The sequence below is a fragment of the Phytohabitans aurantiacus genome (assembly GCF_027923225.1).
In the GTDB taxonomy this organism is placed as follows: Bacteria; Actinomycetota; Actinomycetes; order Mycobacteriales; family Micromonosporaceae; genus Phytohabitans; species Phytohabitans aurantiacus.
The window spans coordinates 100811-123805 of record NZ_BSDI01000042.1; the positions used below are offsets into that span (position 1 = coordinate 100811).

Genomic DNA, 22995 nt, shown 5'->3' on the forward strand with positions numbered 1-22995 from the left:
TAGTCAGGCCGGTCACCGAGGGTTGGTTTCGACGTGCTGGTCGTGGCCGAGGGGCCGGATGTGGCGCAGGGCGACCAGGCACAGCACGGTCGCGACGACAATGGCGGCGCCGGCCACGGCTGAGGCGATGTTGACGCCGGTGGTGAAGGTCTCCTGTGCCGTCTGGACGACTTCGGCGGGCACCTGGTCGGCAACGGAGAGCGCGCCAGAGAGGCTGCCGGTGAACGGCTCTGCGATCTCGGGCGGAATGTCGTCCGGTGGGGTCATGCGGGTGGTGTAGAGGGCGGTGGTGAGGCTGCCGAGGAGGGCGACGCCGACGGCGATGCCGAGTTCTTGGACGGTCTCGGACATCGCCGCCGCCGATCCGGATTTCGAGGCCGGTGCGGCCCCGACGACCATGTCGGTGCCCAGGGCGGCGATCGCGCCGAGGCCGAGGTAGACGAGCGCGAAGCCTGTCACGACGATCAGGGCGTCACCGGCCCCAGCGGTCGCGAGCAGCAGGTAGCCGATCACCGAGAGCGTGAGCGTGATTCCCATGACGACGCCAGGGCGGATGCGCCGGGCGATCAGGGGTGCGCCGATGGCCGCGGCGAACATCGCCAGCGCGGGTGGCCCCATCCAGAATCCGGCGGCGAACGGGGTGAGTCCTTCGACGAGTTGGAGGTACTGGGTGACCAGGTACATGGTTCCGCCGACTCCGACGAGCCCGATCAGCAGCACCGTCAGTGCCGCGGAGAACGTCCGGTTGGTAAACAGGGTGACGTCCAGCAGTGGGGCGGCCAGACGCCGTTGCCGGCGTACGAACACCACACCGGCTATCGCGCTGACGGCCAGGAGAACCGCCGTGCTGGCGTCCACGCCGTGGGCCGCGGCGTGCTTGATGGCGTACATGCCGGGGAGTATCGCCGCCAGCGACAGGGCGACGCTGAACAGGTCGAGTCGCCCGGCCTGCGGGTCGGCGTACTCAGGCAGCAGCGCTTTCGCGCCGGTCAGGACGATGATCGTGATGGGGACCGCGAGCAGGAACGCCGCACCCCACCAGAACGCGTCCACCAGCGCGCCGCCGACCACGGGCCCTGCGGCCATGCCGAGGGCGAACATCGTCGCCCACACCCCGATCGCAACCGCCCGCCGACGCACGTCGGGGAACATGTTCGAGATCAACGACAGCGTCGAGGGCATCAGGGTCGCGCCCGCGATCCCGAGCAGCGCACGAGCAGCGATCAACAGTTCGGCGCTGGGAGCGAACGCCGCGAACACCGACACGACCGCGAACGCCGTCATGCCGATCAGCAGCAGCCGACGCCGGCCGATGCGATCACCCAGGGTGCCCATCGTGATCAGGAAGCCTGCGATCAGGAACCCGTAAGCGTCCATGATCCACAACGTCTGCGTCGCGGACGGTTCGAGAGCTTCGGACATGCTCGGCAGTACCAGGTACAGCACCGTGACATCCAGCCCTAGTAGCACCGTGGGCAGCGCCAACAGCGCCAGACCCGACCACTGGCGTGGATCGGCTCGCATGGCCGTGACCTCTGACATGGTTCCCCCTCCGGCTGATATTTGAACGATAGTACAACTAGAACTATCGTTCAAAATTCGGTCGCGGGCCAGGCATGCAGAGTGGACAGCGGGTTGAGCCGCTTGGGCGGCGCCCTAGGCTGTTGGCGTGAGTGCCCCGGAGCCGCTGCTGCTTGTCGTGGACGGCAACAGCCTGCTGCACCGCGCGTACCACGCTGCGGCAACGGGGGAGTTGCGCGACGGGGACGGCCGCGCGGTGTGGGCGCTCAAGGGTCTGGTCACGCATGTCGCCCATGTGGCGGCTCGGCTGCGTCCGGACGCGGTGCTGGTCGGCTTCGACTGTCCGGTGTCGTCGATGAGGGCGGACGACTACGCCGGGTACAAGGCGCATCGGGCGGCCAAGCCGGCGGATCTGCGGGAGCAGCTGGCCGCGGCGCCGGAGCTGCTGCACGCGGCTGGGCTTCCGGTGTTCGTTCCGGTTGGCTACGAGGCCGACGACGTTCTCGCCAGTTGCGCGGCGAAGGCCGCGGACAGCGGCTGGCGTACTGTCCTGGTCACCAGCGATCGCGACGCGTTCGCGCTGCTTGACGCGAGCACGTCGGTGTTGCGGATCCGCAACGGTGGCCGGGACGCCGCGGTGCTGGTCCGGGCCGCTACCCTGCCGGGCGTGTGCGGGGTTGAGGCGTGGCAGTACCGAGACTTCGCCGCGCTGCGGGGCGATCCGTCGGACAACCTTCCCGGGGTGCCCGGCTTCGGTTCGGCGACCGCCGCCGGCCTCCTTGCCGCGTTCGGGACGGTTGACGCGGCGTGGGCGGCGCTGGATGGCGGGAGGGCGGCTGAGGTGAGCGCGGCCGTGGGCGTCCGGGCGTCGGAGCGGTTGGCCGAACCGGCCGCGCGTGAGCTGGTGGCGCGTAACCGCCGGTTGATGCGGATGCGTACCGATCTTGCGGTGCCCGATCCGGAGGGGATCCGGCTCCCGCTCGAGTTTTCCAGGATGCGCCGCGCGCTAGCTGGCCGGGGCATCCTGCTCGGCCCGTCGTTGTGGGCACTGACCGGTGGCGTTCCTCCGGACGAGGTCGCGGAGGCACCGGAATGGGTACGGGTGGCGGTACGTCCGCCGCGTTCGCGCCGGCCCAGCCCGATCCCGGGCCAGCTCACCCTGTTCTGACGCGGAAGCTGACGTGTCGTACCCGCGCCGTACGCTTCGTGTCGATGGTTACACGAGGTGTTGAGGGTGCCTACCAGGGCGCGCTCCGGGCGTTCCAGAATCCGATGCTCGCTCTGCTCCACCAGACGCACGCGCCGTTCGTGGTGACGGTGTTGGCGATGGTCTTCACCGCGGAGCGGCAGAGGGTGGCGGTGGCTGACGCGCACGCGGAAATCAACGACGCCCTCGGCCAGTTGCGGGCCGCGGGCTACGGCGACGACGACGGCCTGCGGCTGCCTTCGGGAAACGCACGTGATTTGTGCCGGCAGTGGGTGCAGGCCGGGTGGTTGGTGCGGCAGGTGTCCGACGACGACGTCGAGGTGTACCGGCTGTCCGCGTACGGCGTCGGTGCGCTCGAGGTCGCCGGGCGGGTCGGCGGAGTGCGGACCAAGGTGTCGGAGTCCCGCGTCAGGACGCTGCTGGAGGCGATCGAGCGACTCGCGCAGGACGCCGATCCGGACGTGATGGCCCGAATGGTGCGCCTCCATGAGGAGATCCAGCAGCGGCAGAAGGAGCTCGCTCGGCTGGACCAGGGTGGCGCTGTCGAGACCGTCGACGACGAGCAGCTGCTTGAGGCGGCTGAAAACGTGCTGCACCTGGCGCGGGAGCTGCCCGCAGACTTCGCCCGCGTGGCAGAGTCGATCAAAGCCATCCAGCGCGATGTCGTCGCGGAGTTGCGGCACGACGTGCGACCAACCGGTGAGGTGCTCCGCGAGTACCTCGCTCGTGGCCAGCAGATCTTGGACGCGACAGCGGAGGGCCGCGCGTTCGCGGGGGCGTTGCGCCTGATTGGCGACCCCGCGCAGATCGAAGACCTGTGGAGTCAGCTGCGCATCGTGCTGCGGCATCGGTTCACCGATCTGTTGCCAGAGCAGCAGCGGCGGGAGCTCACCGAGATCTCGCGCCGGATCGAGCAGGGTGTCAAGGAGGTGCTGTCCGCGCAGCGGCAGGCATCTCATGTGATCACCGCCCAGGTCCGCAACCACGATCCGATGCGAGACCGCCAAGTGGATGAACTGCTCAGGGACGTGATGTCCGGTCTACACAAGTGGGTTCCTGGCTCACGCCGCGGCGAGGCCGTCGAGCCACTGCGTCGCCTGCCGGTCGCCGACGTCGGGCACCTGCGGCAGCGGATGAACGACCTGCGGCCGCCGCAGCCGCCGGCGCCGTTGCGGGAGTGGGACGAGGCTGAGGACCTGCCGGCCGCGGACACTCGGGCATGGGGTGGCCCTCGATACGCCGAGTTACGCGCGCATTTGGCGGCGTTCGCGGGCGACGCGGCGAGCGTGGATGTCACGGCCGCGTTCCGTGCGGCGATCGAGGATATCCAGCGGCCGGTCGACCTGCTAGGCCTGCTGGAGATCGCGTATGACGCCGGGATGACCGAGACGGCCGAGGTCGCGATGGTCGACACGGTCCGCCCCGACCGGACCCGGCGACGGTTCGCCCTCGGCGGTGTGGTTGCGGCGAACCCGGCGAGCGTAGAGGGGAGCGGTGGCGATGAGTGAGCCGGACGGCGCCGACGACGGCTGGTCGGCAGACGCGGCGGCCGGGTTCATCGACCCGGTCTCGATGGAGGACGATCCGGCGGAGTTGTTCGCCGGCGACGCGGGCACTCTCGACGCGGACGTACGCCGCGTACTGGTCCAGTTGCTGCGGCGCAAGTTCCTGCTGGCCGAGAAGAACCCGGCGCAGTGGCGCACGCTGCTGCAGAACCAGCAGATCATTGAATCGCGCATGCACGACCTGTTCGTGCGCCTCGTGGTCGACCATGACCGAGGCGTCGCTTACAAGGAGCAGGTGCGCTCAGCGGAGCTGGACGTGCCGATCCTCCTCAAGGACGACCCTTACAACCGGGCCGAAACCTTGGTACTGGTGCACCTGCGGACCGTCTTCCAGCGGGAACGCGGCACGGGCGAGACGTCCGCGCGGGTAGACATCGAAGAGCTGGAGCAGACCACGTTGACCTACTTCGATCAGAATGACCATAACCTGGCCCGCGGCCAACAAGAGGTCCGCTCCGCGGTGCAGCGACTGGTCACCGAAGGTCTGCTCGCCGAGGAATCCGCCGGCAGGTATCGGGTCACCCCGATGGTGGAGGTCGTGCTGAGCGCCGCAAAGCTCGCCGAACTGGAGCAGTGGTTGCGCGAGCGGAACGAGGCCACGGCATGAGCATGATTGACACACTGTTCGGTCTGATCCCGGCGGCATCGCGGGGCCAGCAGTGGGTGGCGCGAGACCTGCAACTGGTCAACTGGGGCGGATACGACGGCTATCACCACCTGCGACTCGCACCCGGCGCGACACTGCTCAGCGGAGGCTCCGGATCAGGCAAGTCGACGCTGATGGACTCCTACATCGCGTTGCTCATGCCGCATACGACCCCCTTCAACGGGGCGTCCAACGGCGGCGTCGTCGGCAGGCCCCGGGGCAAGGACCAGCGAAACATCCTTTCCTACGCGCGCGGCAAGCTCGACGAATCCCGCACCGACGGCGAGACGAAGCTGCGGGTGCTGCGCGGCGACGGCCAAGACACCTGGTCCGCCATCGCGATGACCTGGGTCGACCACACCGGCGCCGAGTTCACCGCACTCCGGGCCTGGTACGTCCCGTCGGCCGCCCGCAGCCTCGACGACGTCGTGGCGGTACGCGCCACCTGTGACCACGCGTTCCACCTGCGGGCACTGGAAGGCCCCGCGAGCAACAAGCTCGCCCGCGCCGAGGTATCGGCAACCGGCTTGAACTGCTTTGAAACCGACCGGGACTTCACCGCGCGTCTTCACACCACGCTCGGCATCGGCGCCGCGGGCGACGGGCACAAGGCAGTCGCGCTACTGGGTCGGATTCAAGCCGGTCAGCAAATCACCACCGTCGACGCTCTGTACAAGACGATGGTCCTCGAGGAACCGTCCACACTGGCCACCGCCGACGCGGTGGTACAGCAGTTTGACGAGCTGTCCAGCACCCGCGTCCGGATGATCACAGCCCGCCAGCAGGTCAAGGCGCTGTCTCCGATCCGCGAACACCGGCGCGTCATCGACGAAGCGGTTGACCGGTTGCACCTGATCGACGAGGTCGGATCGTTCATCGATCTGTCGTCCCCGGCCGCGTTGTGGCGTCATGAACGCCGGCTGGACCTGCTGCGCGCCGCTGAAGAAGACCTGGGTCAGCGGCACCGCCGAGCCAAGGGCGAGCTGTCCGAGACCATGGCTCTCGTCAAAGCGGCCGAGACAGAGCGCGAAGCGGTGGCTGACGCGCTTCGTGCGTCCGGTGGTGACCGCCTGGAGACCGCACTCCGTGAGATCCGCGGCGTGGAGCAACGGTTGGGCGACGTCGAACGCTCACGGGAACGAGTCGACCGGGCGCTCGTGGCCATCGGGGCCACGGTGTCGACCGGTGAGGACTTCGCCGCGCTGGTCGACACGGCGCATCGGTCGCTGGCCGACAACGACGCTAGAAGGACCGCGCAGAACCGGTTCGCCGTGGCGGTGGCGGAGAAAAAGGCGGCCGACGACGAGTTGGAAGCGTTGCGCGCCGAGCACACAGCGGTCAAGTCCCGCCGGGGCAACATTCCGACCGACCTGCACGCGGTCCGCGCCAGGTTGGCCGAGGCCGCCGGACTCACCCCGGATGACCTGCCGTTCGTCGGCGAGCTGATCGAGGTGCGAACGGAGTTCGAGCCGTGGCGCGAGGCGTTCAACCTGGCGCTCGGCGGCTTCGCCATGCGGATGCTGATCGACATTGGCAGGTTGAACTCATTCCGCGAGGCGATCAACGCGGTGCCGACCGCCCGACGGGTCCAGTTCGAGGGCGTACGGACCGGCCTGCGCGACGAGGTCGGGCTCGACGGAAAGACGCTCCCCGGCAGGCTCGACTACCGGCCCTCGCCGTTCACCGCCTGGCTCAAGGCTGAGCTCGCCCGCCGCTTCGACTTCGTCTGCGTCGAGACGCCCAGGCTGCTGCCGCAGTACTCCAAAGCGCTCACGATCACCGGCCAGACGTCGGAAGGCGGTCGGGGCGCGCACGGCGGTCACGGCCGTGCCAACGTGCTCGGTTTCACAAACACCAGACTGCTTGCCGACCTTGAAAACCGGATCGGCCTCGCGCAAAAACGCCTCGACGACGCCATCGCCGAGGAGTCGAGAGCGGAGGGCGGCCTCAACTCGTTCGAAACCAGACGCACGGCCTACCAGACCCTGACCGACCTTTCCTGGGACCAGGTAGACGTCGAGTCGGTCCGGGCGGAGCGGGATCGCTGGAACGACGTGGTCGACGAGATCCGCGCGGGCAATCCAACGATTGATCAGCTACACGGCCAAGTCGACGTACTCAAGGAGAAGGTCAGGAAACTGACCGAGCGTGTCGGCCAGCAGAAGGAAAGCGCGCAGGCGTTCGAGAAACTGTGGGAATCGACCGTCGACGAGGTAGATCGTGCCCAGCGCGCGCTCGACAATGCCGCGGAATCAGGCGTCGATGTCAGTCGAGAACACCGAGCGTACCTGGAGGCGCTGTTCGACAGCGCACCAGACGGCACAGCCCCCGCGGGAGCGCTCGCGGAGTTCGACGCGGCCGTGAAACGCGCCACCGAGAGGATGCGCGACGACCGGCAGTCCGCGACGGAGACGATTGGCCGGTCGAGAAAGGCGCTGTTCGACACGTTCTCCACGTTCCTCGAACGCTGGCCGAACCCAAACCTCGGCGTGGACGCGGACGACTCCTACCTCGACTTCGACCGCCTCCTCACCGACCTGGAGACAAGTGGCCTGCACGAGCTGGAGACCGAGTGGCGAGACAGCCTGCTCAAACTGTCCGGCAACGACCTGACCGGCCTGGATAGCGAGCTCGCCGCAGCGGTCCGAGAAATCCGCGACCGGATCGACCCGGTCAACCGCGTACTCGCCGAGCTGCCGTTCGCCGACGACAAACACCGGCTGCGCATCGACCCGCAGGAGAGCCACTCCGCGGTGCGTGCCCGATTCCGCAAACAGCTGCGCGAAGTACGCGCCTTCATCGACCAAGCGGCGACAGACGACGACCGAGAACGCGCCTATCACCGGATGGCCAAAGTGATCGACCGTATCCGACGCACCGCGCCAGACTTCGCCGACCTCGTCGACGTGCGCAACCACGTTCGGATCAGCGCGGAGAAACGCGATCTCGAGGGTACACACGTCGCCGTGTACGACCACATTGGCGAGAAGTCCGGCGGCGAGTCGCAGGAACTGGTCGCGTTCATCGTCGGAGCGGCATTGCGTTACCAGCTGGGCGACGCGGGCGCCGCCCGTCCTCGCTATGCCCCCGTCTTTCTCGACGAGGCGCTCATCAAGGCGGACGCGCACTTCACCGGCCGGGCCATCGGCGCGTGGCGGGGCCTCGGTTTCCAGCTCATCATCGGCGCCCCCAACGACAAGCACAGCGCGATCGAACCGCACGTCGACGCGGAGTATCTGATCCTCAAGAACTCCCAGGGCCGATCCTGGGCGAAACCTTTGGTCGGTGTTCCGGACGCATGAGCGGGCTCGTCACGCCGGGGGACGCCGTAACGGCTATCCGCCACAAGGTCGATCAGAAGTGGGCCGACGCCGTGTGCGCGGATCTCGGCGTCGGCGGCGACCAAGTCGTGTTCTCCGTTCCACTCCGCCCTGGTGTGTCGACGGGCAAGGCCGTCGAGCGGCTCGGGCACGCCGCTTGGCACGAGTGGCACATGCTTTGGCGCGAGTTCTACGACCAGCTCCCCGCGGGCGTGCGACTCGTTCGCAAAGCGGTGACCATCCGAGGAGTCGCCGGCGATTTTCCCGCCACGCTCAATGCGACTTTGGACGGCGCCGCCACGCTCATCGCCGACGCACGGTTTGGTGCCGAACCCTCCATTGTGGACATCGGCCGCGCCCGAGCGCTCGCGTCGGCGCTGCGATCCGCCAGCGCGATCCTCACCCCGGCAACGCTGCGCGCCGTCTACCGTCTTCGGGCCAACGACGTCGAGGTGCTGATCAGCGCGGTCACCTGGCTACGCCAGCACCCCGACGCCAGCACGTGGACCCTGCGGCAACTTCCGGTCCCCGGCATGCACACCAAGTGGCTCGACACCAACGGCGCACTGCTGCGCGACGTCGCCGGTCGCGATGTCCGAGACGAGGTCAGGCCCCGACTAACCGTCATGCACCTGACCTACGTCGACCCTCACCACACCGCGTCGGGCCGCCGTAGGCACGACGCCTGGACCACCGGTGACGTACACGACATCGCCTACCGGCCGCGCGCCGTCCTCATCGTCGAAAACCGCGATTCCCGCCTCTGGTTCCCGCCAGTCAGCGACACGATCGTGGTCGAGGGCGGCGGCAAGGCGGCAGCCGCCCTACTGGCGAATGTGCCCTGGATCCGCGCCGCGGATCATGTCGTCTACTGGGGCGACATCGACGCGGACGGGTACACGATCCTCAACCAGTTCCGCGCCACGCTAGCTGAGCCCGCACCGGATGGCGCACCGCCGAAACCGGTCACCTCCATCCTCATGGAAGCCACCGACCTGCACCGCTACTCCGAGCATGGCGTCAACCACGACAAGGCGGGCCGCCCCATCAAGCCGTCACGGGAGCCCTTGCCTCATTTGACCGAAGCCGAGACCACCGCGTACAACACCATCGCCACCGCGGGTCCTACCCCGTTCCGCCGGATCGAGCAGGAAGCCATCCCTCTCGCCCACGCCGTTACCCGACTGCTGCGAGTCTTGAAAAGCCAAGGCGTCGGTCTGGAGACCTTTTAGGTTCAGGATCGGACTTTGAGCTACCGCCGCGGTAGCTCACATCTCTCTTTTGTTAGTGTGCCATCCGGGCATGCTTTTGCTCGTCGACGAAGAAGTGAGGTGTCGTGCGGGATCCGGACGGTCACCTGGTCGAGATCAACGAGGCCCTTTTCGTAGGCACACAGATATGACAACACCGTCCTGGGTGATCGATGGCGGCCGCGAGCCGGATTTCGTCAGGGTTCTGCTCTACCTGGACTATGGCGACGACTTGTCCCGCGTTGGCCCGGTCCTGAAGATGTGGCACGCCGAGGCCGACTGCCTATTGTCGGGGCTGCTCCAACCGCCTGGAGAAGTGGCGAAGCCCAAGGTCCAGCGGTCTGGTTTTGAGAAGAAGCCCGACGGTACCGGCCGGAAGATCCGTCCCCGGACGTGGAGCGATGGGATCACCGAGGACTTCTACCAGCTCACCTGGGTCTGGCGCGCCACGTCGCCGAGGGCCGACGTCGCCGACCTCAAGTTGTACGCGTTCCGTTTCGCCGAACGCCGTCACGTCATGTTGTCGGCTGCGGTCGATCTGGAGGACCGTCCTGGCCGGCTGCCGGTGGTGCTGCCGCCGCTGTTGGAGTTGCTGCGGAGCGTGGCCGACGTGGCCGATCCCGTGTACGGCGAGGTGGTCGTCAACGCCGAGTCGATCGCGCCGAACACGATGCTCGATTCGGCGTTGCTGCGCCGGTGTGATAGATCCGCTGCTGAGAGTCGTACTTACCTTCGCGGCTACGAGTGGGTGACCGTGTGCCCGAAGGAGCTGCTACCTCGCTTAGGGGGCGTGGACGGGCTGCGAGCCTCGAAGGCGTTCGTAGCAGTAGATCCGCTGGAGCACGGCGGCGCGATTCTGCGTGCTACCGATGATCCGGCCGCCTATGGGCCCGATCAGGTGCGGGCGGTGTTCTCGGTGCTGGCAACGGTATTGCCGCCGGGGCAGCCACGCTTTCTGGGGGGCCGCGACCTGAGTCGGGTGGTGTTGGCGGACGCAGGCGCACAGGCCAGGGCCGCCGGCGTACTGGCCGTTGGGCCCGGTCTGCCGGCACTGGACGATCCGCAGGTCGTCGCGGCGCAGGCGTTCGTAGCGGAGGCATTTGCCAAGGGCTGGGTCACCCACGAGTCGGCCGACGACGTCATTCCCGAGTACCTGCGCGAAAAGTTCGCCGGCCACGTGAAGGTTGGACTGACGGAGGAGGGCCGTCGTCGCCTCGATCAGATCCTCGATGAGCTGAACGGAACCTGAAGCACACGCGCATTGCCTTCGTCTCGGAGCGTTGTGCGATCGCTGCTCCTTAGAAGGTGGCGTCGATAACGCCTATGGCGAAGGTGTGTCGGCCCTCTGCCTCTATCACACGAACGATGCTGAACGCCGAGGCACGGCCGGCCTCGGAGGGTCCCCTGGCTGTCACCCACGGGGAGATGCAGACGGCCTGCGTACCGGCGTCGAGCCGGGACGCTCCGCAGTCGGTCAAGCCGTACTGCGGATAGGAGATGAGGGTCTTGAATTCCCTCAGCTCGATGGCCTGGTCGGTGCCGTTGATCACGGTCGACAGGCTTCGACGCTGGTCGCCCGTCGCCTCGGCGCAGGTCACGATCACGATGTCGGGAGCCTCCGGGCGCAGCGGCCGCTCCGCGCACTTCACCGTGTCGGCATGGGCCGGACCCGCGACGCCGACGACCGCCACACCGGCCGCCGCGGACGCGAGAATCAGGATCTTAGCCAGGGTGCGCATGTGTTACCTCCGATGGCTGGGGTCCCATTTTGGCCCCTGACCTTCATCGGAATGGCATCGGTGCCTTCATCGCGCCCGGTGGCGGCGCAGCCCGCTCTCGCGTCGATCTTGCAGTTGATCAGGCTCTGAGCTACCGCGACGTCCGCCGTGCGCGATGCCGTTGCTCCCGCGGCCTCGCCGTCCGCGGCACACGACCTGCCCTCGCCCGGGTTGGTCGTGCGACGGCGGCGGGTGAGGCCGCGGGAGCAACGGGCATGGAGCGCGGTGAGCGTCGCGGTAGCTCACGTCTCTTTGTTTGGATCTATAGAGACCTCAGGGTCAGGTTCAGAACCGAGCTCTGAGCGTGCTCCGGTGCCGAAACTCGCGTGGCGAAAGGCCGTACGCGGTACGGGTTGGCAAGGTCGCGCCGGCACTGCTCCAAGCGGTCCTCGCGGATCCCGGCAGGCGGGTGGCGCCGGCCGCTGCGGCGGGGTGGCTCGGTCGGCTGTGGTACTGGCCGGTTCTGATCGGACTATGAATGGTGCGGTCCATCGTGCATCCATGCGGACGGTGGTGGATGAGATTGTCGATCGGGCCGGTGGGAGCTGCGCGCTGACCGTGTTGGGCGGTGCGGGCGAGACGATCGCGGCGGTGCCGTGGGCGGTCGTGCACGATCAGGCTCGGCGCATGGCGACCGTGCTGGCCGCCGGTGGAGTGGGCCGTGGGTCGCGGGTCGGTCTGGTCGGTGACACCGGGGTGGACCTGGTGGCCGCGCTTCAGGCGGTATGGCTGCTGGGCGCGGCCGTGACCGTGCTGCCGCCGCCGGCCCGGGGGCGTCTGGGCAACCTGGTCGCGATCGCCGCCGACGGGGGCCTGGACCTGGTCGTCGCGGAGTCGGATGTGGCGCCGCTGGCCGAGGTGACGCGAGTGGTGTCGCTCGCCGTGCTGGCTGCCTCGGCGCGGGTGGCGGTGCCGGCCAGCCCGCACCGGCCAGCGCCGGATGATCTGGCGATCCTTCAGTACACCAGCGGTTCCACGCGGGCGCCGCGGGGAGTGCCGGTCACCCATCGGCATCTGGCGGCGAACATCGCCGCGATCAAGGAAGCGATCGACTTCTACGGGCCCCGGCCTACGCGGATGATGTCCTGGCTTCCGCTCTACCACGACATGGGACTGGTCGGGTTTCTGATCCTGCCGATGTCCGCCGGCTGCCCGCTGGTGCTGCAGTCTCCGCTCAGTTTCGCCCGGCGGCCGGCGAGCTGGTTTCAGGCGCTGTCCCGGCATCGTGCCACGACGACCGGCGCGCCGAACTTCGCGTACCACCTGATGACCCGGCTGCTGGCCGCGGATCAGGAGCTGGACCTGCGGGCGGTGCGGTTCATGCTCACCGGCGGCGAACCGGTCGACGCGCGGATGATGGGCCGGTTCGTCGCGGCCGCTGGCCGGTACGGCTTGGACCCCTTGGCGGTCGTGCCGGCGTACGGGCTGGCCGAGTCGACGCTCGCCGTCACGTTCTCCTCGCTGGGTGCTGGCGTGCGGGTGGATGACGTCGACCCAGGCGCTCTGGAGCAGCACGCTCGCGCGGTACCGGCCACGCCGGGCGGCCCGGCCAGGCGGCTCGTGCGGCTCGGCCCGCCGGTCCGGGGTACGACGCTGCGCGTGGTCGACCGGCACACCGGTGCCCCGATAGGTGAGCGGGTCGTTGGGCACGTCGAGATCCGTGGCCCCTCCGTCGTGGGGCATTACTGGGGTGAGCCGCGGCCACCGGCGGGATGTTGGCTGCGCACCGGCGATCTCGGCTATCTCGTCGATGGCGAGCTGGTGGTGTGTGGCCGGCACAAGGACGTGCTGTTCGCCGCGGGCCGCAACATCTTTCCGCAGGACGTGGAGGCCGCGGCCCAGGTGCCTGGTGTACGCCCCGGTGCCGCTGCCGCGTTCGGCGTGCCGCACGATGCCGGCGACCGGCTCGTCGTCGCGGTCGAGTGCCGCGCCGCGGACCCCGTACAGGTACGCCACGACGTGGCCGTCGCCGTGCTCGACGAGGTTGGCCTGACTCCGGCCGATGTGGTGACGCTGCCACCCGGGCGGCTGCCCAGGACATCTTCCGGCAAGCTTCGCCGCGCCGAGACCCGCCGCCGGTATCTGGCCGGCATCCTCCAACCGGTCCAGGAAGGAAGCGTTCGATGACCACTGTGGACACCAGAGTTGACCCAAGCACGGCCGGTACGAGCCGGGAGGCGTACCGCCGCGAGCTCGCCGACCTGCTCGGCCTCGACCACTCCGCACTGCCCGACACCGCCCGGCTGGTCGACGACCTGGCCCTGGACAGCCTGGCCATGATGCGGCTGCTCACCTGGCTGGAGACCGGCGGCGTCACCCTCGACTCCGCCAGCGGCCGGCCAACGACGGTCGGCGGGGTGCTGGCGCTGTTGGAGAAGGCGACCTTCCCGGGGCTGTCGATCCGGGTGACCGGTGGCCCGGAGCCGTATCCGGTCGGGCCCACCGACGTCACCGCGAGAGCACGACCGGCCGCCGATCCGCTCGTGCCGGTTCTGGAGACACACGCGTTTCGGTTGACCTCCATCGAACCGAACGACATGGGCTTTCTCTACACGCTCGCCATCCAGCCGGAGACGTGCTTTCGCTGGCGGTACCGCGGTGCCCCGCCACCGTTCGAGCGGTTCACCGCGGACCTGTGGAAGCAGGTACTCGTGCAGTATGTCGCCCGGCGCGCCGAGGACAACGAGCCTGTCGGTTTGGTGGTCGCGTACGGCGCCAACGTCAGCCTGCGGCACGCCTATCTCGGTGCGGTGTTCCAGCCGCGATGCGCCGGCACCGGGCTCGCCGCGCAGATAGTGGCGCTGTTCGCACGGCACCTGTTCCACACCTTCCCGCTGCGCAAGCTGTACCTGGAGGTACCCGGCTTCAACTGGCCCCAACTGCGCAGCGGCGAGAAGGGGCTCTTCGAGGTCGAGGGCGTGCTGCGCGACCACCACTACTACGCCGGCCGGTACTGGGATCAGTTCATCTGCGCGATCTACCGCGACGAGCCCATCGAGGACGAGCGGTGAACCGGCGCCGGCCGGCGCGCGCCCGGTCGCCGCCGCTTCGGGGGCACACACAGCGCCTCTCGACATCAGCACTCAAACCAGAATGGAGATTCTCGTGAACACTGCAAATCGTCGCCGGCAGTTGCTGGCCATGGCCGGCGTGACCGTTGGCCTCGCCTCTGTGCTCGCCCCCTCGTCCGCGCCCGCCTACGCCAGCACCGAATCGCAGGCCGACCTGGCGCCGGGGGACGCCTCGGGCACCGTGGCCGGCGCCCCCGCCAGCGGCTGGCTCGGCGTCGCCGCCCCTGCGGCGCCCGGCAGCGACGACGTGACGGTCGCCGCGCCGCTGCGCAACGGCGTCTGCGATCCCGGTGAGATCTGCGTCTACAAGAACGCCAACCGGGAAGGCCCGGTCATCGACTGGGCGAGCGGCGACACCGACTACAACTACAACAACGACACTTGGCCGATCGTGGGCGGCCCGGTCGCCAACGAGGCGTCGTCGGTGTGGAACCGCACCGGCTGCGAGGTGCGTCTCTACGAAGAGGTCGACCACAACGGTGACTCGGCCCCCATCGGCGCCGGTCGCTGGCGCAACCTCAGCGGTACCCAGGTCGGCAACGACAACGCCGAGTCCCACAAGTCGTTCTGTCCCTGATCCGGTCCACTGATCGCCTGATGAGCTCCTGGCGGCAACCGGGAGCTCATACAGGTTCTAAGGGCAGGCGGGGGTGTCGGGGGTGCCCGGCGGTAGGGTGCCGCGCTCGGCGTCGGTCAGGTCGCGACCGATGGCGCGGCACAGGTGCTCGGCCCAGCGCTCCGGTGCCAGCGGCATCCGCATCAGGCCGGCGGAGCGCATCCAGATGAGCAGGGCGTCACCGCCGGCCGAGAGGACGGGCCGCACGTTCAGCGAGTCGATGTCGATCTCGGCCATGATGGAGCCGCTCGCCAGATCCCAGATCCGCAGGCCGCCACCGATCTTGACGATGATCTGGTCGCGGGTCGGGAAGTGCGCGATCTGGTGGTACGGCAGGCCGGCCGGCAGCACGGTCAGCGCGTCCGTCACGCGCCGCCGCTGGTCCACGTCCCAGACGTCCAGCGCACCGTCCGCACCCAGTACCGCCAGGTGGTGGCCGTCCGCGCTGAATGTGGCGTCCGCGATCTCGGTGGGGCGCTCGAGCGGGAAGCTGGCCACCCGCGCCTTCTGCGCCAGGCTCCACACCTCGACCGCCCGGCCGTGGTTGAACGCGATCTGGTCGTGTCGGGGTCGCAGCGGGCAGCTGTTGACGCTGGCGAAGGTCGGCAGCTCCGTCCGGTCACGCCAGAGCCGGATCCGGTCGACGAGGGCGCCGGATCGCAGGTCGATCCGGCTGGCGTAGCCGGCGAAGAAGACGGCGACGATGTCCGGGTCGGGGGTATCGGCCGCGCAGAGGCCGTAGAAGAACCCGTTTCCGGCCACCTCGGGCTCGGTGTGCAGCGGCAGCCGCCGCCCTACGACGCCAAGCGACGGCACGTCCCGTACCGCGAGAACGTTGGGGGAGATGCGGGTCAGCAGCCGGTCGCGAGCGGCGAAACGCACCAGCGTCTCGTCCTTGCCGGCCGTGACCGTCTTTCCTCGCCGGCCGGTGGCGGTGTCCCAGGTGGACAGTGTCGGGGGATTCGCGGCGGCGGTGACGGCCAACGGCTGGCCCGGCCCGAGGAGCGGGCCGCCGGCAAAATCCGGCTCCAGGCCCCGATTGAGCGGGGAGAAGTCGGCCGCGGTGAGGTCCAGGACCGCGATCGCCGAACCGGCCGCGCTGACCACCCGCACGGTGTCGCCGACGGTGGCGATTTCGTACGCGAGAACCGGGCCGCTGTTGGGTGGCAGCACCGGGTACGCCATGGTGCGTTCCTGAGTGTCCATGATGGACGCCCGGATGCGGAGGTGCTGGTTGCGGCCCTCCAGGGGAGCGCCGGTGACCAGGAAACGACCACTGTGGTCGGTCGGCCCGCCGCCGTGGATGACGCTGCCGCTCCTGTCGAGCGCGTAGTCGGACAGGTCCGGGCATCGCCCGCCGGGCGCCGGTAACGCGGTCTTCTTGCGCGTGACGAGGTTCCATGCGGTCAACGTCGTGCCCGCGCACGTGTACGCCGTGCGCCCGTTGGCACTGACCGCCGCGCCGTCCGTGCCGGCCCCGGTCACCCGGGTGTCCTCGCCGCTGTTCAGGTCCCAGATGGTGAGCGCGCCGTCCACCGCCACGACGAGGGCGTCCCCGGATGGGCCGAACCACGCCTGGACCCGGTCCGCGTCCCTGACCTGATCGACGGCACCGGCCGGCAGGGTGACGGCCCGGCCCTCGACGTCCCATGCTTTCAGGCCGACGCGGGGCTGCGCCGCGAGCAGCCGCGTTCCGTCAGGGGCGAAGCGCAGCGACGGGACTCCGGTCAGGGGGTTGCCGAACTCGCCCAGCGCCGCCTTGGCACCGTCCGGCCCCCAGACGGTGACCCGCCTCGACCCGTCGATGCCCGCCACCCGCCGCCCGTCTGGGCTGAGGGCGATCCCGATCAGTCCACTGTCGAGGTACACCGGCTTCGGTGACTGCTCGTTCAGGCGCCAGAGCACGCCGCCGCCGGTGCCGACCGCCGCGATCACCTGGCCGTCGGTGCTGACCCGCACCTGTCGCAGATACGTTACGTCGCTGGGGAGCAGGCGATCGGTCGACCGGTACCGCTGGTACTGGCCGGCCAGGTGGGCCAGTACCGTCGGATCCGGGTTGGTCCGGTACGCCGCCACCGTCATCAGCGCCGCGGTGTCCGGCTTGTTCGGCGCTACCTCGGTGGCGTCGGTGACCAGCGCGTGCGCGGCGTTTCGCCGCACCTGATCGGCGAGCTCGCCGCTGCGCTTGGCCAGGATGACCGTCAGCGCGCTGGTCAGCACGGCGAGGACGGCGATGAGGGCCGCGGCGCCGCGCCACGCGGCCGTCCGGCGGCGCCGCCGGTACAGGCTGTCGGCGATGAACCGGCGCTCCTCGCCGGTGATGTCTTGTGGGTGCTCGCGTAGCCACCGCCGGGCGTCGGACAGCCGCTGCCCGCGCAGTGGTTCGGCCCGCTGCCGGCTCTCGCGTAGGTCCTCCTGCCAGGCGCGGAAGTCGCGTTCCTCGGCGAGCCAGCCGGCCAGGCGCTGCCAGTGCGTCGCGAGGGCGGCGTGCGCCAGGTCGTATGCCGGCTCGCCGGCGGCGTCGACGCTCTCCACCACCAGCCTGGTCGCGGCCAGCCGCCGTGCCACCGGCCGCAGGTCCGCGTCCAGTTCGCCGGCCCGGGCGGTGCGGCGCACGACGCCGTCGGCACCGATCGGGCGGGTCAACTGCGGCAACAGGCGGCGGGCGGCGACCCGCTCGCCCGCGTCGAGGTCCGCGGCCCACACCCGCTCGGCGTACCCGGCCAGCGCGCCCTCGAAGCCGCCGAAGCCGTCGTAGGCGGCGTGTGTCAGCAGCGGCCCGTCCTGCTCCTCCCACAGCCGGGTCAGGGCGAACTGGATCAGTGGCAGCGAGGCCGACGCGCCGCCGGCCGCCACGATCCGGTCGACCAGGCCCTGCTGGAACGTGACACCGGTCGGCCCGACCGGGGCTTCGATGGCGGCCCGGAGCTGGTCGGGCCGCATCGGGGTGAGCAGGAAGACGGAGGTGCGGGCCAGCTCGCCCAGGCCGAGCCGGTCGGCCGCGAGGTCCAGCGTCTCGGTCCGCAGCGTCAGCACCACGTGTACCGGAAGGGCACCGGTGGCCAGCCGGGTCAGCAGTCCGGCCAGGTCTTCGGCGGCCGCCTCGTCCAGTTCCTCGAACTGGTCCACGCACACCAGCAGGCGCGCGGCCCCGGTCTCGGCGAGCACCGTGCCGACCAGCTCCGGCAGCCGCCCGTCGGCGATCATGCCGGCCACGCCGGCCATGGCGGCCGGGCGCGGCGCAGCATCGCCGCGTTCCGGGTGCAGCAGCGGCAACAGGGCCGCGGCCAGGGCCTTGGCAGCGGGTACGCCGGCCAGCGGACGGAACGCGGCGATCGCCCACCCGCGCGGGCGCAGCCGTGGCTTCAGCCCGGCGTGCAGCAGCGACGACTTCCCGCTGCCGGACGGGCCGGTGACGGCGACGAACCGCCGCCGGGTCACCAGGTCGGCGAGTTCGTCGGCGAGCTCGCCGCGGCCGAAGAACAGGTCGGCGTCCTGCTCACCGAACGCGGCCAGGCCGGGGTAGGGGCACGGCCCGGTTTCGGCCCGCCGTGCGGGCGGCGGCGCCGGTACCGGCCGGACGATCCGCTCGGCCATGGTGACCGCGAAGGCGGCCGCGTGTACCGCCGCGCGTGGCTGCCAGCCGTCGGCGTCGGTGTGCCGCTTGTGACCGCCGGCCGCGTCGCTCACGCCGCGGATGGTGACCGCCCGGTAGAAGTCCTTGCGCAGCGCGGCCTCGGCGACGCCGACGCTTTCCATGTCGATCGCGATCGCGTCGCTGAAGTTCTGGAAGATCGTCTCGGCGATCGGTCCGGTGCGGGTGTCCAACACCACGTCGCCGGAGACCAGTGGCTTGAAGTGCACCCGGGCGCCACCGCCGCCGCCCTCGCCCAGCGACGCGGTCCAGTCACCGGTACGCGCGACGCCGCGGGCGATCTGCTCCAGGCGATGGGCCAGCGGCCAGCCCTTGGGGCGGACCCGCGTGCCGCTGGGCTCGGCCCTGGCGCCCTGGTACGCGTACACGTGGGTGGCCACCACCACGTCGCCGAGCCCGATGTCGGCTTCGAGCCCGCCGGCGATCCCCACCAGGAACAGCGCGTGTGGCCGGAACTCCTCGATGGCCCGGCCGGTCAGCGCGGCGGCCGCCACGTTGCCCGGACCCATGACCGCGAGCGCCACCCGGCAGGCGCCGCCGCGCAGCACGCCGACCGCGTAGCGGGTGCCGTCGGCGTCGACGTGCTCGCGCGGATCGGCCAGGTAGGGGTGCACCGCGTCGTACTCAAGACCCAGCGCGGTGAGGACGACGACGTCCACACCGGCATCCCGCGACCGCGTCACGCGCGCATGGTATTAATCCTTGTCCATTCCGATGTTGGTGCTCCGATGTTGGTGCGCAGCATCGGCGGATAGAGCGTCTTGGCCGGACCCGCGCGATAGAGCGCGGCGGGCCGGCCGGGTGTGGAGCGCCTGGTCTCGCCGGTCGGCACCACGAACCCGTCGGTGCCGGTCACCTTGCGGTTGAAGTTGCGAGCGTCGACCGGCCCGCCCCACACCGCCTCGTAGACCCGCCTGAGTTCGCCGATGGTGAACGTCTCCGCGCAGAACACGGTCGCGAGCGTGGTGTGCTCGAGCTTGCTGCGGGCGCGTTCGAGGGCGTCGGCGAAGACGTCGTTGTGGTCGAAGGCGAGCCGGTCCACCCGGTCCACCGGCTCCCAGCGGGCGTGGCGGGCGTCGGAACCGGCGACCGGGGCCGGCAGGCTCGGCGCGATCGCCAGGTAGGACACGGTCACCACGTGGTCGCGCGGGTCCCGGCCGGGGTCGCCGTAGGTGGCCACCTGCTCCAGGTGTAGGCGGGCGTCGGAAAGGCCGGTCTCCTCGGCCAGCTCCCGGCGAGCGGCGTCGGGGAGGTTCTCGCGCTCCCGCAGGAACCCGCCGGGGAGGGCGAGCTGTCCCTGGTACGGCTCCTTGCCGCGCTCGACCAGCAGGACGTGCAGGCCCTCCTCCCGGATCGTCAGGATCACCAGGTCGACGGTGACGTAGAGGCGGGCGTGCCTTCGCGATACGGCGGCCATGACCATGAGGCTACTCCATAAATGTCAACTTGACACTAATGGGGGAGGGCGGTTAATGTCAGAAAGACACTAATGAATGTCCGATGTGGAACGAGGGGCGATGGACATTCGACTGCTCGGCCCGGTGGAAGCGTGGTTGGACGGTGTCCGCCTCGCCCTCGGGCCACGAAAGCAACGGTTCTGCTTCGCTCTGCTGGCGTTGGAGATCAACCGTGTGGTCAGCGTCGACCGGCTGGTCGATCTCACCTGGCCGGGATCTCCGCCGCGGACCGCGCGGCACGCCATCGCGGTCAACATCTCCGGGCTGCGGGTGGCGCTCGGCCTCGGTCAGGGCGCCCGGCCGGCCGAGCTGGCCACCCACGGGCACGGGTACACGCTGCGGGCCGACCCGCAATGCGTCGACGTCCACCGGTTCCGTGCGCTCGTGCAGCAGGCGCGGGAGACCGCGCGCCACGCCGACCGGCTCGGCCCGCTGCGCCGGGCCCTGGCCCTGTGGCGCGGCACCCCGCTCGCTGGCGCCGGGCCGCCGGAGGTCGTCGACCGGCTCACCCACCGGCTCACCCAGGAGCGGCTGGCGGCCGAGGAGGAGCGGCTCGACGCCGAGCTGCACGTCGGCAACCACACCGGGGTACTGGGCACGCTGGTCGAGATGGTGGCCCAGCACCCGCACCGGCAGCGGCTCGTCGGCCAGCTCATGCTCGCCCAGTACCGGTCCGGCCTCACCGCTGACGCGCTGGCCACCTACCGCAACGCCCACGCCGCGATCGCCGGCGACACGGGCCTGGACCCCGGACGGCGACTACGCGAGCTGGAAGGCGCCATCCTGCGCGGCGACCACCGCCTCGACCCGCCCGCCACCGGCCGGTGAGCCCGCACACCCGGGCTCGGTCAGCGCTCGCGACTCAGATATCGAACCGGCTTGCCGAGCGACTCCGCGTAGGCGATCTCCCGTCGGGTCGACTCACCCACGTATCCGCCGGGATCCACGATGTACACCTCGTCAGCCATGCGAATCTTATGGAAGTGCACGGCGCCGAGCCGCCCCTTCAGGTCCGAGCTGTCGACTGTCCAGTCGTAGCCCGGCAGATCGGGGAGGCTGAACATTCCGAGGCTGATCACAACGCAGCCTTCCATCGTGAGCCGCTGGTTGACCTCCGCGAACTCAGCCTCGAACCTGGTCGAGCCGCAGAGCGTGATGACCTTCGCCTCACCCTGGGCCGACTGCGACGCCTGCTGATCCTCCATGAGGTTCATGATCGCTGAACGGCAGGACAAGTCTGTCGCCGCCCCCTGCACGTCCGTTCAGGCCGCCGATAAACCGGACCGCCCGGGCCCGTCACCATGGACGGCTTTGAATTAAGGCAGCATCGTCGCGGAGAGCCGGGCAGCGACCGCGGTTGCGATGAAGAATGCCGTCAGGGCAAGGATGGCGAAGGCCACCGTCTGGATGGGCCGCTTCACTCGGAGGTCCTACCTCGCATCGGCTTCAAAGCGTCGCTGCCCGCCACCGCGCCGTTCAACGCCGACACGAACCGCTCACCACAGCCGCTTCAGGTCCAGCATCATGTACGTGCCATCAAGGCTCTGCCAGGTCAGCACCGGCGACCGCGGATCGTAGTCGTACCGGACGGAGATGGACCGGTCGGTGATGCCGTTCTTTGACAGGTCCTGTGCGATCGTCGCGGCTTTACCGCTGCCCCGATCCCATACGACCCATCGTTGGGCGACGGTGCCGATCGCGAGGCGCCCATCGCGGCTCGGGTCAAAGTGACCCTTCTGCTTCAATTCCAGATAGCGGCTACCGTCCAGATCCTGAAACGCGATGTAGCCACCGACAGCCGACCCCGTACACCAGTCGGGTCCACATGCGACAGTCCACTCGAACTCGTCATTCGCCTTCCACTGCACCCGCCGCCCGGTAGCGACCTCAACCAAAGTCCCGGTGCGCTCCGGCTCACCAAACGGCGTACCCGGATACTGCGACGTAATCCACCCCGGCACGGTCGACAACCAATACCCCCGCGAACCCGGCACATCAGCGACCGACCCACCGTTCAGCGACAGCCGACGGATCACGATGTCGTCCTGCCCCTGACCCGGACCATGCTGCTCCCAAATCAACGCCTCACCGGCCAGGACCACCCGCCCCTCGACCGCGCTGGCCGGCAAATCCGCCAGCCGCCTCACCTCACCACCAGCCAACGGCGCCGACCACGCCTCCCGAACCACGCTCCCACCCCGCCGGCCCTGCACGAACCACACCACCCGATCCCCGGCCACCCGCGCCATCGTCACCCGCGACGCGCTCAAACCATCCGTCACCAACCCAGTCGCCACCGGACGAACCACCCCACTGTCGGGGTTGAACAGCAACGGACCCGCCGCACGACCATCCGGAACCACCAGCACCTCATCTGCGCCAGCAGAGTCCACAACCCGGTACACCGACCCATCCGGCAACCTCCCCGGCAACCGACGAACCGCATCCGGCCACACCACCTCCGGCCCCGCCAAATTCGCAAAGTCCGGCACCCGATCCGCCGACACCACCGGCGCGACCCCGTGCTGCGACTTCGACGGCAAAACCACCACCGCCACCGTCGCACAAACCACCACAGCAACCGCCGCAGCCGCCGCCTGAACAACCCACCCAGACCGCCGCCGCGGCCGAGCACCGCCTTCCGCCCGCGCCACAACCCGCGCAAGATCCGGCGCAGGCACTGTCAACGCGGCAACATGATCCCGGACAGCGGCCCGCACCCGCTCATCCCGTCCGTCCAATGGCTCAGTGTTCATCGAGGTGCTCCCTCAAGGTCGCAAGCGCGCGATGGAGTAAAGATTTCACCGTCCCGGGACGGCAGCCGAGCGCTTCAGCGATCGCCGCCTCCGGCAGGTCAAGATAGAAACGCAGAAACACGGCCGCACGCTGACGGCGACCCAACGCCAGCA

Annotated in this window: 17 protein-coding genes; 10 read left to right on the forward strand and 7 right to left on the reverse strand. The window is 69.5% G+C overall.

Annotation, left to right across the window (positions count from 1 at the left end; genetic code table 11):
- Positions 1-12 precede the first annotated feature (12 nt).
- Entirely contained in the window at positions 13-1542 is a 1530-nt protein-coding gene (locus tag QMG73_RS32915; RefSeq protein ID WP_281902240.1) for an MFS transporter, read from the reverse strand.
- A gap of 127 nt (positions 1543-1669) precedes the next feature.
- On the opposite strand from QMG73_RS32915, the gene QMG73_RS32920 reads away from it, so the two are divergent.
- From QMG73_RS32920 to QMG73_RS32945, 6 genes are all read left to right on the forward strand, one after another.
- Positions 1670-2689 (forward strand): 5'-3' exonuclease, encoded by a 1020-nt coding sequence (locus QMG73_RS32920; protein ID WP_281902242.1) that lies wholly within the window; start codon positions 1670-1672, stop codon positions 2687-2689.
- 44 nt (positions 2690-2733) lie between these two features.
- A complete protein-coding gene (locus QMG73_RS32925) occupies positions 2734-4236 on the forward strand; it encodes a DUF3375 domain-containing protein (protein ID WP_281902244.1) in 1503 nt (500 codons plus the stop codon).
- On the forward strand, positions 4229-4900 hold the full coding sequence (locus QMG73_RS32930; protein WP_281902245.1) for a DUF4194 domain-containing protein: 672 nt from the start codon (positions 4229-4231) through the stop codon (positions 4898-4900). Before QMG73_RS32925 ends, QMG73_RS32930 begins: the two co-directional genes overlap by 8 nt.
- A complete protein-coding gene (locus tag QMG73_RS32935) occupies positions 4897-8241 on the forward strand; it encodes an ATP-binding protein (protein WP_281902247.1) in 3345 nt (1114 codons plus the stop codon). The genes QMG73_RS32930 and QMG73_RS32935 overlap by 4 nt, the downstream gene beginning before the upstream one ends.
- Positions 8238-9491, forward strand: coding sequence for a Wadjet anti-phage system protein JetD domain-containing protein (locus QMG73_RS32940; RefSeq protein WP_281902248.1), 1254 nt, complete (start codon positions 8238-8240; stop codon positions 9489-9491). Before QMG73_RS32935 ends, QMG73_RS32940 begins: the two co-directional genes overlap by 4 nt.
- 166 nt (positions 9492-9657) lie before the next feature.
- Positions 9658-10758, forward strand: a complete 1101-nt coding sequence (locus QMG73_RS32945; RefSeq protein ID WP_281902250.1) for a hypothetical protein — start codon at positions 9658-9660, stop codon at positions 10756-10758.
- A gap of 49 nt (positions 10759-10807) precedes the next feature.
- On the opposite strand, the gene QMG73_RS32950 is transcribed toward QMG73_RS32945, so the two are convergent.
- On the reverse strand, positions 10808-11248 hold the full coding sequence (locus QMG73_RS32950; protein ID WP_281902251.1) for a hypothetical protein: 441 nt from the start codon (positions 11246-11248) through the stop codon (positions 10808-10810).
- A gap of 540 nt (positions 11249-11788) precedes the next feature.
- Between QMG73_RS32950 and QMG73_RS32955 the strand changes: the two genes are divergently transcribed.
- The 3 genes from QMG73_RS32955 (at position 11789) to QMG73_RS32965 (ending at position 14935) form a co-directional block, all read left to right on the forward strand.
- Positions 11789-13414, forward strand: coding sequence for an AMP-binding protein (locus QMG73_RS32955; RefSeq protein ID WP_281902252.1), 1626 nt, complete (start codon positions 11789-11791; stop codon positions 13412-13414).
- Positions 13411-14298, forward strand: a complete 888-nt coding sequence (locus QMG73_RS32960) for a phosphopantetheine-binding protein (protein WP_281902253.1) — start codon at positions 13411-13413, stop codon at positions 14296-14298. Before QMG73_RS32955 ends, QMG73_RS32960 begins: the two co-directional genes overlap by 4 nt.
- A 94-nt stretch (positions 14299-14392) precedes the next feature.
- Complete coding sequence (locus tag QMG73_RS32965; protein ID WP_281902255.1) at positions 14393-14935, forward strand: peptidase inhibitor family I36 protein; 543 nt, start codon at positions 14393-14395, stop codon at positions 14933-14935.
- A 57-nt stretch (positions 14936-14992) separates the two neighbouring features.
- On the opposite strand, the gene QMG73_RS32970 is transcribed toward QMG73_RS32965, so the two are convergent.
- Both QMG73_RS32970 and QMG73_RS32975 read right to left on the reverse strand, forming a co-directional pair.
- Entirely contained in the window at positions 14993-19312 is a 4320-nt protein-coding gene (locus tag QMG73_RS32970; protein ID WP_281902256.1) for an nSTAND1 domain-containing NTPase, read from the reverse strand.
- Positions 19309-20046 carry an NUDIX hydrolase gene (locus QMG73_RS32975; protein ID WP_281902258.1) on the reverse strand — a complete coding sequence of 246 codons (738 nt, stop codon included), beginning with the start codon at positions 20044-20046 and terminating at the stop codon, positions 19309-19311. The genes QMG73_RS32970 and QMG73_RS32975 overlap by 4 nt, the downstream gene beginning before the upstream one ends.
- Before the next feature lie 100 nt (positions 20047-20146).
- Between QMG73_RS32975 and QMG73_RS32980 the strand changes: the two genes are divergently transcribed.
- Entirely contained in the window at positions 20147-20914 is a 768-nt protein-coding gene (locus QMG73_RS32980) for an AfsR/SARP family transcriptional regulator (protein ID WP_281902259.1), read from the forward strand.
- A 20-nt stretch (positions 20915-20934) separates the two neighbouring features.
- Here QMG73_RS32980 and QMG73_RS32985 read toward each other — a convergent pair whose 3' ends face one another.
- The 3 genes from QMG73_RS32985 to QMG73_RS32995 all read right to left on the reverse strand — a co-directional run bounded on the left by QMG73_RS32985 (position 20935) and on the right by QMG73_RS32995 (position 22987).
- Positions 20935-21291: a hypothetical protein gene (locus QMG73_RS32985; RefSeq protein ID WP_281902261.1), complete on the reverse strand. Its 357-nt coding sequence runs from the start codon at positions 21289-21291 to the stop codon at positions 20935-20937.
- A gap of 291 nt (positions 21292-21582) precedes the next feature.
- A complete protein-coding gene (locus QMG73_RS32990) occupies positions 21583-22842 on the reverse strand; it encodes a hypothetical protein (RefSeq protein ID WP_281902263.1) in 1260 nt (419 codons plus the stop codon).
- The gene (locus QMG73_RS32995; protein ID WP_309299554.1) at positions 22832-22987 is read right to left on the reverse strand and encodes a sigma factor-like helix-turn-helix DNA-binding protein; all 156 of its coding nucleotides are present in this window, start codon (positions 22985-22987) and stop codon (positions 22832-22834) included. Before QMG73_RS32995 ends, QMG73_RS32990 begins: the two co-directional genes overlap by 11 nt.
- Between the last annotated feature and the right edge of the window lie 8 nt (positions 22988-22995).

Coding starts and splice junctions, on each gene's coding strand:
- QMG73_RS32915 (WP_281902240.1), bottom strand. CDS start 1,542: ATGTCAGAGGTCACGGCCATGCGAGCCGATCCACGCCAGTGGTCGGGT.
- QMG73_RS32925 (WP_281902244.1), top strand. CDS start 2,734: ATGGTTACACGAGGTGTTGAGGGTGCCTACCAGGGCGCGCTCCGGGCG.
- QMG73_RS32930 (WP_281902245.1), top strand. CDS start 4,229: ATGAGTGAGCCGGACGGCGCCGACGACGGCTGGTCGGCAGACGCGGCG.
- QMG73_RS32935 (WP_281902247.1), top strand. CDS start 4,897: ATGAGCATGATTGACACACTGTTCGGTCTGATCCCGGCGGCATCGCGG.
- QMG73_RS32940 (WP_281902248.1), top strand. CDS start 8,238: ATGAGCGGGCTCGTCACGCCGGGGGACGCCGTAACGGCTATCCGCCAC.
- QMG73_RS32945 (WP_281902250.1), top strand. CDS start 9,658: ATGACAACACCGTCCTGGGTGATCGATGGCGGCCGCGAGCCGGATTTC.
- QMG73_RS32950 (WP_281902251.1), bottom strand. CDS start 11,248: ATGCGCACCCTGGCTAAGATCCTGATTCTCGCGTCCGCGGCGGCCGGT.
- QMG73_RS32955 (WP_281902252.1), top strand. CDS start 11,789: ATGCGGACGGTGGTGGATGAGATTGTCGATCGGGCCGGTGGGAGCTGC.
- QMG73_RS32960 (WP_281902253.1), top strand. CDS start 13,411: ATGACCACTGTGGACACCAGAGTTGACCCAAGCACGGCCGGTACGAGC.
- QMG73_RS32975 (WP_281902258.1), bottom strand. CDS start 20,046: ATGGCCGCCGTATCGCGAAGGCACGCCCGCCTCTACGTCACCGTCGAC.
- QMG73_RS32980 (WP_281902259.1), top strand. CDS start 20,147: ATGGACATTCGACTGCTCGGCCCGGTGGAAGCGTGGTTGGACGGTGTC.
- QMG73_RS32985 (WP_281902261.1), bottom strand. CDS start 21,291: ATGGAGGATCAGCAGGCGTCGCAGTCGGCCCAGGGTGAGGCGAAGGTC.
- QMG73_RS32990 (WP_281902263.1), bottom strand. CDS start 22,842: ATGAACACTGAGCCATTGGACGGACGGGATGAGCGGGTGCGGGCCGCT.